This window comes from Alkalimarinus alittae (genome assembly GCF_026016465.1).
GTDB lineage: Bacteria > Pseudomonadota > Gammaproteobacteria > Pseudomonadales > Oleiphilaceae > Alkalimarinus > Alkalimarinus alittae.
The window spans coordinates 2901306-2917264 of sequence record NZ_CP100390.1 but is presented as its reverse complement, the minus strand read 5'-3'; the positions used below and the strand labels follow the sequence as shown (position 1 = coordinate 2917264).

Annotated in this window: 16 protein-coding genes; 10 read left to right on the top strand and 6 right to left on the bottom strand. The window is 40.9% G+C overall.

The genetic code is table 11. From position 1 onward, the window contains the following. Positions 1–165 precede the first annotated feature (165 nt). Complete coding sequence (locus NKI27_RS13245) at positions 166–2334, top strand: transporter substrate-binding domain-containing diguanylate cyclase (RefSeq protein WP_265046516.1); 2169 nt, start codon at positions 166–168, stop codon at positions 2332–2334. Positions 2335–2618: 284 nt separating this feature from the next. Continuing rightward, positions 2619–3941, top strand: a complete 1323-nt coding sequence (brnQ, locus tag NKI27_RS13240) for a branched-chain amino acid transport system II carrier protein (RefSeq protein ID WP_265046515.1) — start codon at positions 2619–2621, stop codon at positions 3939–3941. Positions 3942–4186: 245 nt separating this feature from the next. Here the strand turns inward: brnQ and NKI27_RS13235 are convergent, their stop codons facing one another. Beyond that, positions 4187–4498, bottom strand: coding sequence for a hypothetical protein (locus NKI27_RS13235; protein ID WP_265046514.1), 312 nt, complete (start codon positions 4496–4498; stop codon positions 4187–4189). A gap of 145 nt (positions 4499–4643) precedes the next feature. Here NKI27_RS13235 and NKI27_RS13230 point away from each other — a divergent pair, with 145 nt between their 5' ends. The 3 genes from NKI27_RS13230 to NKI27_RS13220 all read left to right on the top strand — a co-directional run bounded on the left by NKI27_RS13230 (position 4644) and on the right by NKI27_RS13220 (position 7457). Next, positions 4644–6293 (top strand): alkaline phosphatase, encoded by a 1650-nt coding sequence (locus tag NKI27_RS13230; RefSeq protein WP_265046513.1) that lies wholly within the window; start codon positions 4644–4646, stop codon positions 6291–6293. Between the two features lie 61 nt (positions 6294–6354). Next, positions 6355–7086 (top strand): hypothetical protein, encoded by a 732-nt coding sequence (locus tag NKI27_RS13225; RefSeq protein WP_265046512.1) that lies wholly within the window; start codon positions 6355–6357, stop codon positions 7084–7086. A 65-nt stretch (positions 7087–7151) separates the two neighbouring features. Further along, entirely contained in the window at positions 7152–7457 is a 306-nt protein-coding gene (locus tag NKI27_RS13220; RefSeq protein WP_265046511.1) for a DUF962 domain-containing protein, read from the top strand. Between the two features lie 26 nt (positions 7458–7483). Here the strand turns inward: NKI27_RS13220 and NKI27_RS13215 are convergent, their stop codons facing one another. Continuing rightward, the gene (locus NKI27_RS13215; protein ID WP_265046510.1) at positions 7484–8422 is read right to left on the bottom strand and encodes a YbgA family protein; all 939 of its coding nucleotides are present in this window, start codon (positions 8420–8422) and stop codon (positions 7484–7486) included. Between the two features lie 175 nt (positions 8423–8597). Between NKI27_RS13215 and NKI27_RS13210 the strand changes: the two genes are divergently transcribed. Beyond that, a complete protein-coding gene (locus NKI27_RS13210; protein ID WP_265046509.1) occupies positions 8598–9506 on the top strand; it encodes a DMT family transporter in 909 nt (302 codons plus the stop codon). A gap of 35 nt (positions 9507–9541) precedes the next feature. Here NKI27_RS13210 and NKI27_RS13205 read toward each other — a convergent pair whose 3' ends face one another. Beyond that, entirely contained in the window at positions 9542–10315 is a 774-nt protein-coding gene (locus NKI27_RS13205; RefSeq protein ID WP_265046508.1) for a substrate-binding periplasmic protein, read from the bottom strand. A 378-nt stretch (positions 10316–10693) separates the two neighbouring features. Here NKI27_RS13205 and NKI27_RS13200 point away from each other — a divergent pair, with 378 nt between their 5' ends. Beyond that, the gene (locus NKI27_RS13200; protein WP_265046507.1) at positions 10694–11590 is read left to right on the top strand and encodes an acyltransferase; all 897 of its coding nucleotides are present in this window, start codon (positions 10694–10696) and stop codon (positions 11588–11590) included. A gap of 93 nt (positions 11591–11683) precedes the next feature. Here NKI27_RS13200 and NKI27_RS13195 read toward each other — a convergent pair whose 3' ends face one another. After that, positions 11684–11902: a hypothetical protein gene (locus NKI27_RS13195; protein ID WP_265046506.1), complete on the bottom strand. Its 219-nt coding sequence runs from the start codon at positions 11900–11902 to the stop codon at positions 11684–11686. A 150-nt stretch (positions 11903–12052) separates the two neighbouring features. On the opposite strand from NKI27_RS13195, the gene NKI27_RS13190 reads away from it, so the two are divergent. The 3 genes from NKI27_RS13190 to NKI27_RS13180 are packed head-to-tail and all read left to right on the top strand — an operon-like array spanning position 12053 to position 14632. Further along, the gene (locus NKI27_RS13190; protein WP_265046505.1) at positions 12053–12928 is read left to right on the top strand and encodes a hypothetical protein; all 876 of its coding nucleotides are present in this window, start codon (positions 12053–12055) and stop codon (positions 12926–12928) included. Positions 12929–12943: 15 nt separating this feature from the next. Then, complete coding sequence (locus NKI27_RS13185) at positions 12944–13945, top strand: ion transporter (protein WP_265046504.1); 1002 nt, start codon at positions 12944–12946, stop codon at positions 13943–13945. Positions 13946–13996: 51 nt separating this feature from the next. Further along, positions 13997–14632, top strand: a complete 636-nt coding sequence (locus NKI27_RS13180) for a DUF502 domain-containing protein (protein ID WP_265046503.1) — start codon at positions 13997–13999, stop codon at positions 14630–14632. Between the two features lie 24 nt (positions 14633–14656). On the opposite strand, the gene NKI27_RS13175 is transcribed toward NKI27_RS13180, so the two are convergent. Both NKI27_RS13175 and NKI27_RS13170 read right to left on the bottom strand, forming a co-directional pair. Next, positions 14657–14935: a peptidylprolyl isomerase gene (locus NKI27_RS13175; protein ID WP_265046502.1), complete on the bottom strand. Its 279-nt coding sequence runs from the start codon at positions 14933–14935 to the stop codon at positions 14657–14659. Positions 14936–14989: 54 nt separating this feature from the next. After that, positions 14990–15832 (bottom strand): CvfB family protein, encoded by an 843-nt coding sequence (locus NKI27_RS13170; protein ID WP_265046501.1) that lies wholly within the window; start codon positions 15830–15832, stop codon positions 14990–14992. Positions 15833–15959: the final 127 nt, after the last annotated feature.

Sequence of the window (15959 nt, the reverse complement as noted above, 5' to 3'; positions counted from 1 at the left end):
ATGCTTAAAATAGCCATTTATGAACTAAAAATAGTTGTCTGATTAAATTGGTCAAGCGGTTCTATAACACCTTGAAATAAATATAAAAATTGATGTAAGTGCATATTTTTGATGATACCTCTTTTGAAATTCAATAAATTATTCCAATGCATAAGCACTTTAAAGATGCGAAGGCGTCAAGGCGTCCAGCTTTTTGGGCTCATTTTGGGAGTGTTTTTTTTATGTGCGAATGCGGTTAGCGTAGAAAGCCACAATCTCAATGCGGATTTATCGTTGAGCCAAGAAGAAATCAAGTTTCTTCAGACTCACCCCGTGATAAGAGTCCAGTCTGAGGCTAACTGGCCCCCTTTTAATTTTATCGAATATGGCCAACCTAAGGGGTTTGTTAACGATTACATTCGGCTTTTAAGTGAGGTATCAGGGCTTAAATTTCAATTTGTCGCGGGCTACAGTTGGGATGAATATGTTGAGATGCTCAAGAATCATGAAATTGATTTAATTTCTAATATGACCATCACGCCAGAGAGAGAAAAAGCTTTTTTGTTTTCAGCGCTAGGGGTGGTAGATGTTGCTGTCGGATTGCTGACCTTAAAAGACGATATTCAGGCTAGTGATTTAGATAGTATTAGTAATAGTGGTCGGGTGCTTGGCGTTGTTAAAGGGTTTTATCATGAAGAATTGCTGAAACGTCACTACCCTGAAATGACAATGCTATTAGCAAATGACACACTCGACCTAATTAAGCTTGTTGAGCATGGCAAAGCGGATGCAGGGTTAACGAGCTACGCACCCTTGTCATACTATTTAGCAAGGGAAAAAAACACCTCACTAAAGAACAAGATCATCTTAAAGCATTCGCTGTTTTTCCCATCTACAGAGCATATCGGTATACATATTGAGGATAAACCACTAAAGGGTATTTTGGATAAGGCGATGAAACTCATTACCGCTGATCAACTGGCGGTTTTGAAAAATAGCTGGCCTGTTGCGATTGAGCAAACTGAGATAAATAGTGACAAGTACAAGTCTTGGAGTGAAGCGGAGAAAGCTTATTTTGCAAACAAAAAAGTTATCAACATGTGTGTAGATCCAGCTTGGATGCCTTTTGAGGGGATTGAGAATGGTAAGCATGTAGGGATGGCTGCTGACTTAATGCCGCTAATACAACAGCAGTTAGGTGTACCTATTCAATTAGTGAGCACTGAAAACTGGGTGCAGACCATTGAGTTCGCCAAGAGCAGGCAATGCGATATTTTATCGATGGCAATGGATACGCCTGAGCGCCGTTCATATCTATCGTTCACCGACCCCTACTTAATAACGCCTTTGGTCATAGCGGCTAGTAGAGAGGATTTTTATATAGCGGATATAGCGAGTGCGACTAATAAACGTTTTGGGATAGTAAAAGGCTATGCTTTTTCAGAGTTGCTAAAGAAGAGTTACCCTCAATTAACGTTTGTTGATGTTGAGTCTGTCAAGGCAGGGCTCAATCAAGTAGAGCAGGGTGAAATTTTTGGAATTATTGATTCTTTGAATATCCTCGGTTATGAAATACAGCGAAATCATCCTGAGCTGAAAATTGTCGGGAAGTTTGAAGAACAATGGTATTTGGGGGTTGCTGTCAGAAATGATGCCCCTGTGCTTTTAAATGCCATGAATAATGCAATTAGGGCGATTCCAAAACAGACATTGCAGGATATTACGAACAAATGGATTTCCGTTCGCTATGAAAAAGCCGCTAACTTTTCAGATGTTTGGAAATACATACCTTTTATCTTGTTGGTGTTAGGTATTGTTGTTTATCGGCAGTACATACTAAAAAAATATAACAAGAAGTTAGAGCGGCTATCGTATATCGATACGTTAACTCGATGCGCTAATCGTCAAAAAATTGATGAGGTGTTGCAATATCAGGTTAATGATTTTATGCGCCATGAATCGCCCTTTAGTGTTTTGCTGTGCGATATTGATAACTTTAAGCAGGTTAACGACTTGCATGGCCACTTGGTCGGTGATCAAGTGTTAAGGCGTTTTTCAACACTATTGAAAAATAACATTAGAGCTAATGATTTAATTGGTCGATGGGGAGGGGAGGAGTTTTTGATTGTTTGCCCTAATACAGAAAGCGAGGGGGCTAAGCAGGTTGCCTTGCACTTAAAGCGTTGCTTATCGGCTTACTTATTTGAAGAGGTGGGTCATGTGACGGCTAGCTTCGGTGTAGCTGAATATAATACTCAAACCATGTCGATAAAAGATGTATTAAATCATGCTGATAAAGCGCTTTATGAATCAAAACACGCGGGACGAAATAGGGTTAGCGTATATAAAGCGTGATACTTGAGTCAGTGTTTTAGTTTGATTTTGATTCATATCCATTCGCTAATATTTTAAATTATAGTTACGCACACTATCTGTGGATAACTTACTGAGTATCTTCTTTACAATTCCCTGTAAGCCGCTAAATGACTCGCTTTAAAACAACTGTTTAAATATTACACATAAGGATTATGAGGATCGTTTTGTGGGTTTATAAAGCGCTCTATTACGGCAATTACGTATATTGAATTTAAAATATGCACATATAATGGATCCATTTTTTTAAGGCACTGTGAGGATCCATGGATAAATCACTTAGACCATTAGATGTTGTTGCCTTGGGTTTTATGACATTTGCTTTTTTTTTAGGCGCGGGCAATATGATTTTTCCGCCGCTGGCGGGTTTTTATGCGGGGGACAATTTATTACCCGCTATTATTGGCTTTTTATTAACCGCGGTAGGTCTTCCTTTATTAGGGTTGTTAGCGATCGCTAAAGCCTCTGGTGGGTTACCTACTCTGGGGCGGTTTCTACCGAAAAAAGCCAGTACTTTGCTCGGTCTTACTATTTACCTTATTTTAGTTCCTGCATTCGGTATTCCTCGAACTGCGCTTGTTGCCTATGAAATGGCTGTTGTTCCCTTTGCTGATTCTCCTGGTGTTATTACTTTAGCCTTATTCACATTGGTTTATTTTTCTATCGCGCTCTTTTTTGCCCTTCAAGAAGGCAAACTGATTGATAACGTCGGTAAAATTATTGCGCCTATTTTATTGCTGCTATTGATCATAGTGGGTGTGGGTGTACTTGTAGCGCCGCAAGGTGAAATTGGTGTTGCGCAAGTTGAATATGCAAACACTCCTTTTACTAAGGGAGTGTTAGATGGTTATATGACAATGGATGCGCTGGCGGCATTGATGTTTGGTTTGCTCATCATTCATGCTTTACGCAATAAGGGGGTTAATAGTTCAAGTAAGCAGTTTAAATATTTATCGATTGCAGGTTTGATTGCGGGCACAGGCTTAGCGCTAGTTTATATTGCTTTGTTTTATCTAGGCGCTACGAGTCATCTCGTAACACCGAACCCCGATAACGGCGGTCAGATTTTTACTGAGTATGTTGCCGCAATTTTTGGATCTGCAGGTCAAGTTGTATTGGCTGCAGTTGTTTCTCTAGCGTGTTTAACCACCGCTATCGGAGGCATCAGCGCGTTTGGTGAGTACATTAACGACCTGAACCCTAAGCTAAACTATCGCTGGGTTGTAATGACGGCTGCCAGTGTATGTTTGGTGGTAGCCAACATCGGGTTGTCGGAGTTAATCTCAATTTCTACACCTATTCTGATGGCTGTTTATCCGGTAGCCATGGCGTTGGTGCTTCTTACGTTGGTGTCTGATCGTCTACGTAACCCACAGCTCACTTATGCGGTTACACTCTCTGTTGCATTAATATTCGGGGTTTTTGATGGTATATCAACAGTAGGAGTAGATCTTGCATTTTTAGACGTCATGCCGATGTTTGATGAGGGGTTGGCATGGGTGCTACCGACACTCATTGCGTTTGTGGTGAGTGCATGTAAGCCTGTGAGTGAACTGGGTGGGGGTGTTGAAGTTACAAAAGCATCATGACAAATTAAGTGCGCTAGTTACACACATATTCTGTGGATAAGTTACTGAATATCTTCTTTGTAAACCTCTGAAAGGCCTTGTTATCAAGGGGTGTCATAGAAATGTTTAAATATTACACACTGATTAAAAACTTGATTAAATAAATAACAAATGGGGCATTTAATAGAAATCAATGAGGCAGAATGTTTGCTTTTTCTGCCTCTTTAGTTATAGCCGCATTAGCCCAGGTAATCGTTTAACGATCATTATTTTACCGAAATATTATGGGCTTTAATGTCATTACCTTTGCCATTATTCACGAGAGTAATATTCTTAGTTTTTAGAAAGCCGGAAGGTTCCATGCTTTCGTCTTCATCTTCTGTAATCCATTGTTCGGCTTTAATACCGTACTTTGAACTACCGCTTACAGTTACTTTGTTTAAGTATCCACCGATGCTACCTTCACCTAACTCAGTAAATTGTATGCCATCATCAAATGAATCTGCATTGTCATCAACATGTAGCCATGGCGGATTGAAGCGATATATCATCATGTACGGCTGTCGCTTTGTTTGCATGAGCAGAAATCGATAGGGCGCTGATGGTTAGTGAAACGATTAATTTATTCATTTAATTGCAATGTTTTAGCCATTTTTTTGAAACATAACAAAGGTAATTTGATGATTGCTTTCTTTACTACTCAAATCATCAGGAACGGCAATAATGAAAAAGAAACTTTTACTGACGGCCATGGCATTGGCTGCTGCGGCAAATGCAAATAGTGGTCATCATGGGAATTCGAGTGTTGATGCAATTCCAGATCATCAAAAGCAGAACCCTTGGTTTACAGCTGGTGAAGATAAGATTAACGAAAAGGTATTTTCTCGTTTCCCTAAAGCAAAAAATGTCATCCTGTTTGTCGGTGATGGAATGGGTGTTTCTACTGTAACGGCAGCGCGTATTCTAGAGGGACAACTTAAGGGGATGTCCGGTGAAGAAAATAATCTTAGTTTTGATACGTTTCCCTTTACGGGCATGGCAAAAACCTACAATGTTGACGCTCAAACCCCAGACTCTGCTGGGACTATGACGGCTATGATGTCGGGAGTTAAAACAGATGTGGGTGTGATTGGTGTAGATGAGAACATTGAGCGGGGTAAATGCTCAACTGTTGCGGGTAATGAATTAGTTACAGCGCTCGAGTTAGCTGAAATAGCCGGTAAATCAACAGGTATTGTTTCAACCGCACGAATAACTCATGCGACGCCCGCAGCTACATACGCTAAGTCTGCAGATCGAAACTGGGAAGATATTTCAGATATGCCATCCTCAGCAGTTGAAGAAGGTTGTGAAGATATTGCCTCACAGTTGGTTGGTTTCGAGAAAAATCTTGAAAAGCGCTTTCCAGATGCCAAATTGATCAATGGATTAGAAGTGGTTATGGGGGGAGGTCGTCGCCATTTTTTGCCAAAAAATTCTGAGTTTAATAGCCCTGATGCTGTCAGTTCTACAGAAGGTGATCGTACCGATGGTCGAGATTTAACGGCAGAGTGGAAAAACGCTTACCCTCAAGGTACTTACGTTTATGACCAGTTTGGCTTCGATGATATTGACCCTGAGAGAACAGAGCGTGTGTTTGGTTTATTTAACGAATCGCACATGCAATATGAAGCCGACCGTGAAAATGATATCGCAGGTGAGCCATCAATAGTCGAAATGACTCAGAAGTCTATTAATATTCTAGATAACAATAAAAAAGGGTTCTTCTTGATGGTTGAGTCAGGTCGTATTGACCATGCTCACCATGCGGGTAGCGCCTATAATGCATTAACAGAAACAATTGCTTTTTCCAGTGCGGTACAAGCCGCTGTTGAGTCTGTTGATATGAGTGAAACACTTATTATTGTAACGGCAGATCACAGTCATGTATTCACAATTGCTGGTTATCCTAAACGAGGTAATCCAATATTGGGTAAAGTGATTTCAGTCGGGGCAGAAGAACCTGCGCTAGCTTCTGATGGCATGCCTTATACTACAGTAGGGTATATGAATGGCCTTGGTTATCGTGACTTGGGTAATGAAACGGATGCCGATGCTTCTTACGGTTTCGAGCCTCAATTGGGCCGTGTGGATTTAAGTTCTGTTGACACTCAAGCAAGTGGTTACCATCAGGAAGCATTAGTCCCTCTTGGGTCAGAAACCCATGCAGGCGAAGACGTAACGGTCTATGGCAAAGGCCCAGGTGGCCATTTAGTGAGCGGAACTAACGAACAAAGCATGATCTTTCACGTAATGAACAGAAGTGCGAAGCTTGAGAGATCTGCTAAAGATCAATTGAATAAGCGTCGTTGGTTGCCTTGGTGGAGACGATAAATCACCAGAAATGCTAAGGGGCACTTATTGCCCCTTTTTGTTATTGTCACAGGGAAAATTCATGTTTATTCGTGCTATCGTTAGTTTTATTTTAGGTTTCATTGCGATGTTTTCTTATGCGGATTGTGATATTCAAGATCAGGTGCTAGGTGCTCATTATCGTATTATTACGACGGATCATTTGACAGGAAGGCAATTGACTCGTGATTTTACGCTTTGGCGAGATGGGCATCGAGTTGCGCACCAATATCACACGAAAGGGGTTACAGAGCTGTGGGAAAAAATGAGCAATGGTAAGCTTAGGACGGTGCATTATTATGACCTTTATCATCGCGGTATTGAGTATGAACCATACGAAATTAACATATCCCATAGTGAGAATGATTGGCAATTGAAGTATCAACTGCTGAGCGAAAGCTATATTAAGACCCTAACAAAGCGTGCGACAGAGGGAAGCGTTTGTGAGGGTAAAACAGAGTATTCTCATGCATTCAAGACACTGTCAGTGCAGTTGGAGTGGCTAGATCAATTGCAATTGGCGAAAATATATACAGAAGAAAGCTCTACTAAGACGGTCAAATGGGAATTGGTTGACGTTATTAATGATAAGGCAACAATAAAGGCCGCATTTTCTCTCAGAGAAGACTTTAAAACGACGGATTACACTGATGTGGGTGATAATGAGTCAGATCCATTTTTAATGAGAATGATAAACCTAGGGCATATATCTCATGGCGCATCAGGCTTTTATGATCAAAGTGGTAAGGCCATTGGCCTAGGACATAAACATTGAGAATCATAGGGCGCTAGGGTTATTATCTGATCGCTATTCAGCACATAATAATGCGGGTGTATTTAGTGACTAAAGAATTCAAAACCTTTGCTGATTTTTATCCATTTTATCTAAGTGAGCACAGCAACCAAACGTGTCGAAGATTACACTTCGTGGGCTCTTCGTTGGTGATATCGGTATTGCTGTATGCGCTTATTTCCGAGCGCTTTGCTTTGTTGTTCTTGTTGCCGGTTATTGGTTACGGGTTTGCTTGGATAGGACATTTTGTGTTTGAAAAAAACAGACCTGCTACGTTTCAACACCCGCTATACAGTCTAGCGGGTGATTGGGTGATGTTTAAAGATATGCTGGTAGGAAAGATTAAGTTTTAGTGTCTAGTAAGCCTTTAGATTCGAACTTATAGCGTATTGAGAAGCTTCAGTTCCTTCGGGTGTGGATTCATATAATATGATTCGTTAATATACTCATCGGGCGCCTTTCTAAAATGGTGTTTTAGTAGCGTTATCGGCACTATTAAGGGTAGCTCTTCTAGTCTGTACCGTTCAATCACTTCTGTCAGTTCGGCTTTATCATCTAAATCAAGCGTACGCTTCAGGTAGCCTTGAATATGTTGTAGAACATTAACGTGGTTCTTTCTGGTTGCAACGGTTTTGAGTGTGGTCATTAAATTTAAAAGATATTGGTCGGCTACCTGGCCGAGGTTTTCTTTGTTCGCTGTTGCTATGAGTTTGCCCAAGTCTCGGTACTCTTGTTGGTGATGACTCATAATGATCAGTTTATGACGGCTATGAAATTGGATGAGTTTGTGTAGTGTGAGACCGTCCTGTAGAAGTTGGCGCCATCGGTGCAAAACGTAAACTCGCTGTATAAAGTTTTCTCGCAGGCGCGAGTCACCCAATCGACCTTCTTCTTCAATGGGTAAATAAGGTAAGTTTTCCATGGTTCGTTTTGCGAAGAGGCCGCTGCCTTTTCGTATAGGTTGTCCATTGGTAAAGACTTTTACTCTCTCCATCCCACAGCTAGGAGAGTCTTTTTTGAAAATATAGCCACAAAGTGCATTTTGCAGGTCAAATTGGCTGTCGGCGCACTCTGTGAGTTGTTCTGTTACATTTATCGTGTCATCTGTAACGCCGACGCACTGAATATCCTGATCGACCTGGACTAATCGAATGGGTTTTCTGGGGACCCCCATACCAATGGACATTTCGGGGCAAAAAGGCTTGAACTCGAAGTATTCACTTAACGTTCCGCTGATGTATGAATGGTTTTTATGGCCACCATCGTAGCGAACCTTCTCGCCTAGTAAACAACTGCTTATACCAATAGGAATTTTCATATTGTTGGCTACTTTATCGGTTTTATTGGGGTAGCATTAAGATAATGCTGCTCGTTTAACTTTAGCAGTGGATGAGCTTGTTGTGGACGTTAGGTAATTATTTTTTCTGTTTAATTCAAGGCAGTCTCTGTTTGACTTACAGGTCATCGGTACAAGCGCAAAGTACTAAGGTACAATGCCCGCCTCAAATTTTGAATGGGTAGTGGTCGTAATGAATGCTTCTATTAATGGTCTTATTTCTTTGTATGCAGCTATATTTTTGCTGGCCGGCAATGGCTATTTTGCTAAAGGTATTTCAATTGATGTGCTAGATATAACGGTCTATCGCTCAATATTAGCCGCTGTGGCGCTATTTTTATTTCTATCTATTAAGCGTGAAAAAATAAGACTTGTTTCTCCGCTGCATTATCCACTTTCCATTGGGTTGGGGCTGTTATTAGGCATTCATTGGGTGACGTTCTTTTATTCAATGCGAATATCAACTGTCGCGTTAGGCATGACTGTACTGTACACCTATCCGGTTATTACTGTGTTTCTTGAAAAGTTATTTTTTAATAAGGCTATTCGCTTATATGATGTTGTCGTCGCTATTGCAGTGCTAATCGGTGTCGGGTTAATGGCAACGGCGGGGGATGGTCTTGAAGGCGGTAATATTGAGGGGGTGCTATTTGGGCTGCTTTCTGCATTTTGCTTTGCTGCGCGCAATGTTACCCAGCAACGTTATATGAGAGGTTATCCTGCTTACCTTACAATTTTTTATCAAGTGATTGTGGTAGGCGTTGTGTTTTTACCGTTCGTTGATGTAAGTGCAGCAGAGCTACTTGAAGAGCCTTCGGGCGATGCACTAAAACTGTTGCTTTTGGGGGTGTTTTTTACGGCGCTGCCACATTCTTTACTCGCCAATAGTTTACGTACCATAAGCGCAAAATCGGTTGCGTTAATAGGTTGTTTGCAACCCGTAATTGGTACGGCTATCGCCTTTATACTTATTCGGGATCAACCGACGGCTCAAGTAGTGGTAGGCGCTATTATTGTATTGTTGGGGGCTGTTTCTGAAACAATAAGACCTCAGCGAGTAGCGTAAACAGGCTAGTTTGACGACGTGTTTAGGCATAATGCCTAATTTAAATAACTAGTGATGATTTCTTGAAGGCGACCGGATGATTTCAGCTGCTGTAGCCCTTTGTTAAAAAGATCTCTTAGAGATTGCTCATGAAAAGCAATATATCGAGGTGATGGCGGTAAAATGTTATAAAACAGCGTGTCTTGATTAAAACCAGCGCCATCCTCTTGGTAGTGTTTAAGATAAAAATTGAATATTCTTTGATCGATCACTATGGCGTCGCAACGTTTTTGAAAAAGCATGTTTATCTGAGCGAATTGATTAACGACCTCGGTATAATGTTTGTTGGTTTGGCTCATTGTGTTGAAGTTACGCCCAAAGTAATTAGAGGCGTTCTGAAAACCCACTACACGCAATGGTTGTAAGTCTGAAACCTGTTCGAGTTTGAGATTGCGGCTTTTGAGCGCCACCACACCATTTAAAAATTCAATGAGTGGTTCAGAATAATAAAGACCAGGTATACCCTCGGGGGCGTTAATCATTCCATCAGCGTAATGCGTCTTTAAAAGATCAAGACCTCGATTATTGGATGCATATATGACTTTAAGTGTTAAACCTGCGCTAATGAGTGATTCCCTAACGATATCGAGTTGAATGCCGGTATCTGAACCTGAAAAGACATAAGGTGGAATAGATATAGGGCTGGCGATGGTTACTTGGTTAGATAGCGATTGTCCAGAGGCGAGTGAGCAGTAAAATATTATTGCTACTTGAAAAGCCTGCACCTGTCTTCGAATAGTGATGCTTGTTTTGAAAAATCTTGTCTGCACAGCGCACAATAATGCTAAGTATCGATAGTGAAATATTGTCATTGGTTAGTTATAGCATAAAGGTAGTCTGAGTTTTGAGCTTTATTTTAGGCTTGCTGGTGTTAAGTAAAGAAATCAGTTGATGGGTGCGTATAACGTTTGACCAGAAATAAAATCGCTTTATTATAGTGGCGCGCAACACCCTAGGGCGTAATGCAGTGTCCGTTTTTTGAAAGTAGCAGTGCTTATATGCTGTTATTTTTACGCAGGCGTTAAACTATTACTATAGAAATAGGTACTTCAGTCACAGCGTGCCACAATAATATTATTGTAAACTGTACTTATGCAAGTATATGCATATTAAATAGTTACGCGCTTTAAATTGTATTTGGTGGATTTATGTTCAACTTTTTACCTGCACCGCTTATTGGTGTTCTTTGCTCGTTATTTTTAGCTGTTAATACGATTGTGCTTTGTACAGCTGTGTATATACCAACCATTATAAAAATCATTATTCCTCTAAAGTTTGTACAAGTGTTTTGTACCAAAGCGATTATTATGATATCTGAGCTTTGGATTAGTATTAATAGCGGATGGATGAAGTTATTTCAGCGCACGGAATGGGATGTTGAGGGGCTTGATGGTTTGAGTCATCAGGGGTGGTATATGGTGACGAGTAATCATCAAAGCTGGGTGGATATTTTTGCATTGCAGCATATTTTTAATAGACGTATTCCTTTTTTGAAGTTTTTTATCAAAAAAGAATTGATCTGGGTACCATTCATTGGTGTGGCTTGGTGGGCGATGGACTTTCCGTTTATGAAGCGCTACAGCAAAGAGTTTTTAGAAAAACACCCTGAAATGCGGGGAAAAGATGTTGAAACAACACGTAAAGCCTGTGAAAAATTCCGCTATACTCCGGTCAGTGTTATTAACTTTGCAGAAGGAACTCGTTTCACAGAGCAAAAAAGAGATCGTCAGGCGTCACCGTATAAGAATTTATTGAAGCCTAAAGTGGGCGGAACAGCGCTAGTGTTAGATGCAATGGGCGACTGTATCTCTACCTTGCTCGATATCACCATTGTGTATCCTGATGGGATACCCGGCTTTTGGGATTTTATGTGTGGCAAGGTTAAGCGAGTGTCTATACGTATTAATAAAATTGAGATTCCGCAAGAGCTAAGGGTTAGAAATAATGACGAGAGTGATCGGCAGAGGTTAAACATTAAAGAGTGGGTTGATGACTTATGGGTGAGTAAAGATCAGTATATTTCTGATTTTAATCAGCCCAAATAAGACCTTAACGTCAAGATGAAAAAGGAGCCCATTTAAGGCTCCTTTTTTGTATCTGGGTGAGTTGTATTTGACTATATGTGCTAAATGCTGACGTTAAGCGGCTTTATGAGTGCGAGTTGTTTTTGTTTCTGTTATTGGCGTTGTGGGGGTAAAGCCTCTCGCGAGTAATGCTTGGTCCATTCGGATAAATGCGTCTAACAACTCTTGAGATCGGTCGCTATAGTCGAAATTTCGGCCGCACATTTCTTGTAGCAGCATTAATTCATGGTCGGAAAGTGAGTCAAAGGCAGGTGCTGGATTTTGTGATGGCATGGATTATCCCTCCTGGATAGCTTTGCGTGTTATTCTGCAGTTCTATTATTATGTTTATTAGTAAGCGTAAAAGGTACAACGCCTGAATATATATAGTACCTGTAAGCTATTCTGGCAATATATCGATTTAAATAACGATCATAGAGATAGATGAAAGACACTGTAGATCACAAAATAGCACTAGAAGCTATAATTACTAGACATTTTTCTGAGGCGAGGGAAAGAGTCGATAAGGTCTGCGCTGCGCAGTTTTTCTCTGCTACAGCCGTCGTTCAGCGACACTGGGAAAACAGAAAAGATATTCCTCAAGATATTGCAGCCGTGCCAAGGGCAGGTTGGGGGCTAGCTAAAAAACTAGCCGGCAAAGGTCATGCGAGTACTCGTGTACCTAGTGGCAAAGAACAGGCGCTTTTGACTATTGTTACGCAAGATTTATTGCAGTTAGACAGTCTTTCGTCAAAACTTAATGACTATCTTGAGTTTCAGGTTGAAGATGCAGGGTTAACCACTCAAACGCTGTCTAGCTTGTTGGATAAGCGAAATGCACCATTGGTTGAAACCTGGCTTAAACATAGAATAGAAACACACTCTGTCGCCCAAGAAGGGGTTCGGGAGTCACTGGTGTTTATTGCTACAGGTTTGGTCGGGCGAGCCATTTCAGATAAAGCTGTGTTTGGTAGTTCGATGGGGTTAGGGTCGATGGCAGCAACGTCAATTTATTTGAGTCAGCAGGGTTGGTGGTCGGGGTTAATGGTACAAATATTTGGGGTGCCTGGCTGGGTTTCTGTAGCCGGAATGATGGGCGGGGTGGTTGCTACTTTGGCTGTTATGCCGGTACTATCGCCTCTTGTAGAAACGGGTGTCAATCGCTTTAGGGCTCAGCGAATGCTGACAAGAATTGTAGACTCAGTTGAACGAGATATGATGAAAGAAAGCCCTGAGGTTGCAGGCATAGCCGGTCGGTTAGCAACGTTTATTGGGTTGCTGCCAGACTTATTACACATTGCAGCTAAACTCAGGAATTAAGGATGTTAAATATTGATGCTTAAATTTAATCGTGAGAAATTACGTGAAAGTCACGAGGGGTTTTGGCTGGTAATAGACTTTATAATGCTAGGGCTGTTGATAATTAATCTGGTTTTTATATTGTTTGATGCGCTTTATATGACGGATTATTTCAGAGCAACGCTCGACTTTATATCACCTTCTATTGCAGACGTTTATCAGCCGCTAAATAATAATTTTATTCTGATAGATCTGACGTTTGTTTCGATATTTTTTACTGAATTTTGTGTGCGTTGGTTGGTTTCTATTAAGCGTCAAGAGTACCTTCGATGGTACTTTTTTCCATTTATACATTGGTACGACCTTATCGGCTGTATTCCGTTGGGTGCTACTCGAATGTTCCGGTTTTTACGTATCTTCTCGATCATATATCGGCTGCATAAATACAAAATTGTCGACTTAACACATTCAAAAATATTTCAATTTATAGCATTTTACTATGATGTATTTATTGAAGAATTGAGTGATAGAATTGTTGTTAAAGTGTTGTCTGATGCACAAAAAGATTTGCGGCAAGGCTCGCCCTTGGTCGAAGAAATTGCCACCAGAGTGATTGCTACACGGAAAGACACAGTCAGCTTGTGGCTTTCATCAGTGTTAACTCATGCAGGCCACTCTATTGAAGATGAAAAATCTGGCATGATGATTCGAGATCATGTTAAAGAGAGCGTATCCAAGGCTGTGCGTGAGAATGCAGAGGTATCACGTTTAAAGATTGTGCCTGTATTAGGTAGCACTATTGAGCAGACTCTTGAAAGTGCAGTGGCGGACATTGTTATCCAATCGGTTATTCATTTACTCAAAGATATGAGCCCGCAAAAAATAAATTATTTTATGACCTATGGCGTAACCGCTTCTCTGTTTTCTGAAGAAAATGCGTTGGATAAAGAAATCTTAGCAATCGTTGATGAATGCATTGAACTGTTGAAAAGCCATGTATCAACACAACGATGGAAGACACACTTTGATCAAGTTTGATATTTTATATCTTGTAGATACTATTTTGAGAGATGTTAGGAAAGCATGGTTATGGATCGAATAAAACGTTTTATTAAAACATCGTTTGTTGGGGGTATCTTAGTGCTACTTCCTATTGTGATATTAGTGTTTTTGTTTAATTGGGCCTTTCAAGTCGTTACAAACCTTATTCAACCACTTACTCATTTGATTATTAAAAATAACGGTATGCCTGAGATACTGGGTGATATGTTAGCGATAGTGGTTATTTTTCTGGTTTGTTTTATCGTAGGCAGTGTGGCATCTACGGGTTTCGGCGTATTAATGCATAGCCATTTTGATAAGTATCTAGCGCGTATTGCTCCAGGGTATCGCTTAATTAAAGAAATTGTTGGGCAGTTTTTTGGTGATAAATCATCTTCACCATTTGCCAATGGAGAGGTTGCTCGTGCGAGCATTTTTGGGCTAGGTTGCGGTACTACGGTGACAGCTATTGTGACGTCTAGGCATGCTGATGGTTCTTTCACTGTGTTTGTACCCACAGGGCCGAACCCTACGTCCGGTAATATGTTTCACTTACCACCTGAGTTGGTTGAAATATGCCCAGATGTAAAAGTCGAAGATATGATGCGAACGATTATAGCCTGCGGAGCGGGCAGTGGTAATTTATTCACTTCTCAAGTGATCTTAAATGAAAAAGCCCGCTAAGCGGGCTTTTTTGAGTCGCAACGATTAAGAGCGGCTAGTTACTTCTAATAGATGATATCCGAACTGAGTCTTAACAGGGCCTAGTACCTTATTAAGCTCGCCGTTGAAAACGACTTCATCAAACTCTTTAACCATTTGGCCTGGGCCGAATTCACCCAACGCACCACCTTGCTGGCCAGATGGGCAGCTAGAGAAGTTACGTGCAATTTCTGCGAAGTCACTACCGCCTTCAATCTTTGCTTTAAGCTCGTTACATTTTTCTTCGCTATCTACCAAAATATGTCTTGCGCTGGCACGTGCCATAATTTTCTCCAACTGACGCTCAGGCCTAATAGGTAGGCTAAGCAAATAAATTAATTAACCGTTTTCTTTTATGAGGGTGATCCCTTCTTTTTCAATGGTTATCTGGCGATTTTTATAGAGTGCGCCGATGGCCATTTTGTATGCTTTCTTACTTGCACCAAACTTCTTATAGATTGCTTCAGGGGCACTTTTATCAGATAAAGGCAGATAACCACCTTGTTTTTGAAGCTCTTCAAGCACTCTATCTGAAAGTGTGGTCACTTTTTTATAGCCTGGCTGTTGCAAGCATAAGTCTATTTTTCCATCTTCTCGAATACGTTTGATATAGCCTTTAATTTTTTGGCCATACTTGAGAGGGCGGTAGACTTCGCTATCAAATAACACGCCCCAATGCTGGTTGTTGATCACTGCATTGTAGCCAATGTCTGAGTGGTCGCATATGAGAAGGTCAACTTCAAGCCCGTTATGGTAACGGCCTGGCTGCAGGTCTAAATACTTATTCAGTTTGGCAGAAGCTGCAATTCGGTTGGTTTCTTTGTCATAGAAAATAGCGACCACATAAGACTGGCCTTCTATCATCGGTTGTTTTTGTTCGCTAAAGGGAACTAGTAAGTCTTTAGGCAGCCCCCAATCAAGAAATGCGCCGACCTGATTAACCGCAACGGCTTTCAAACAAGCAAAGTCACCGACCATGGCTTTAGGCTTATCGGTGGTGGCAATGATTCGATCTTCTGAATCAAAATAAATAAACACCTCAACTCGATCACCTGCCTTTTTACCTGGCGGAACATACCTGAAGGGCATGAATACCTGGCCTAATGAGTCACCGTCTAGGTAAACGCCGATATCGGACTCTTTAAGAATTTCGAGTTCGTTGATTTGACCCACTGTAGCCATATGTCGTGTCCTGAAAAGAGGTGGATAATCTGCTGAGTATAACATTGATCTTTTATAACGCGCAGTGAAAGACTATCTTACAGATAGATTAGCAATAGAGTTTCGATTATGATGCCGTTATTGATAG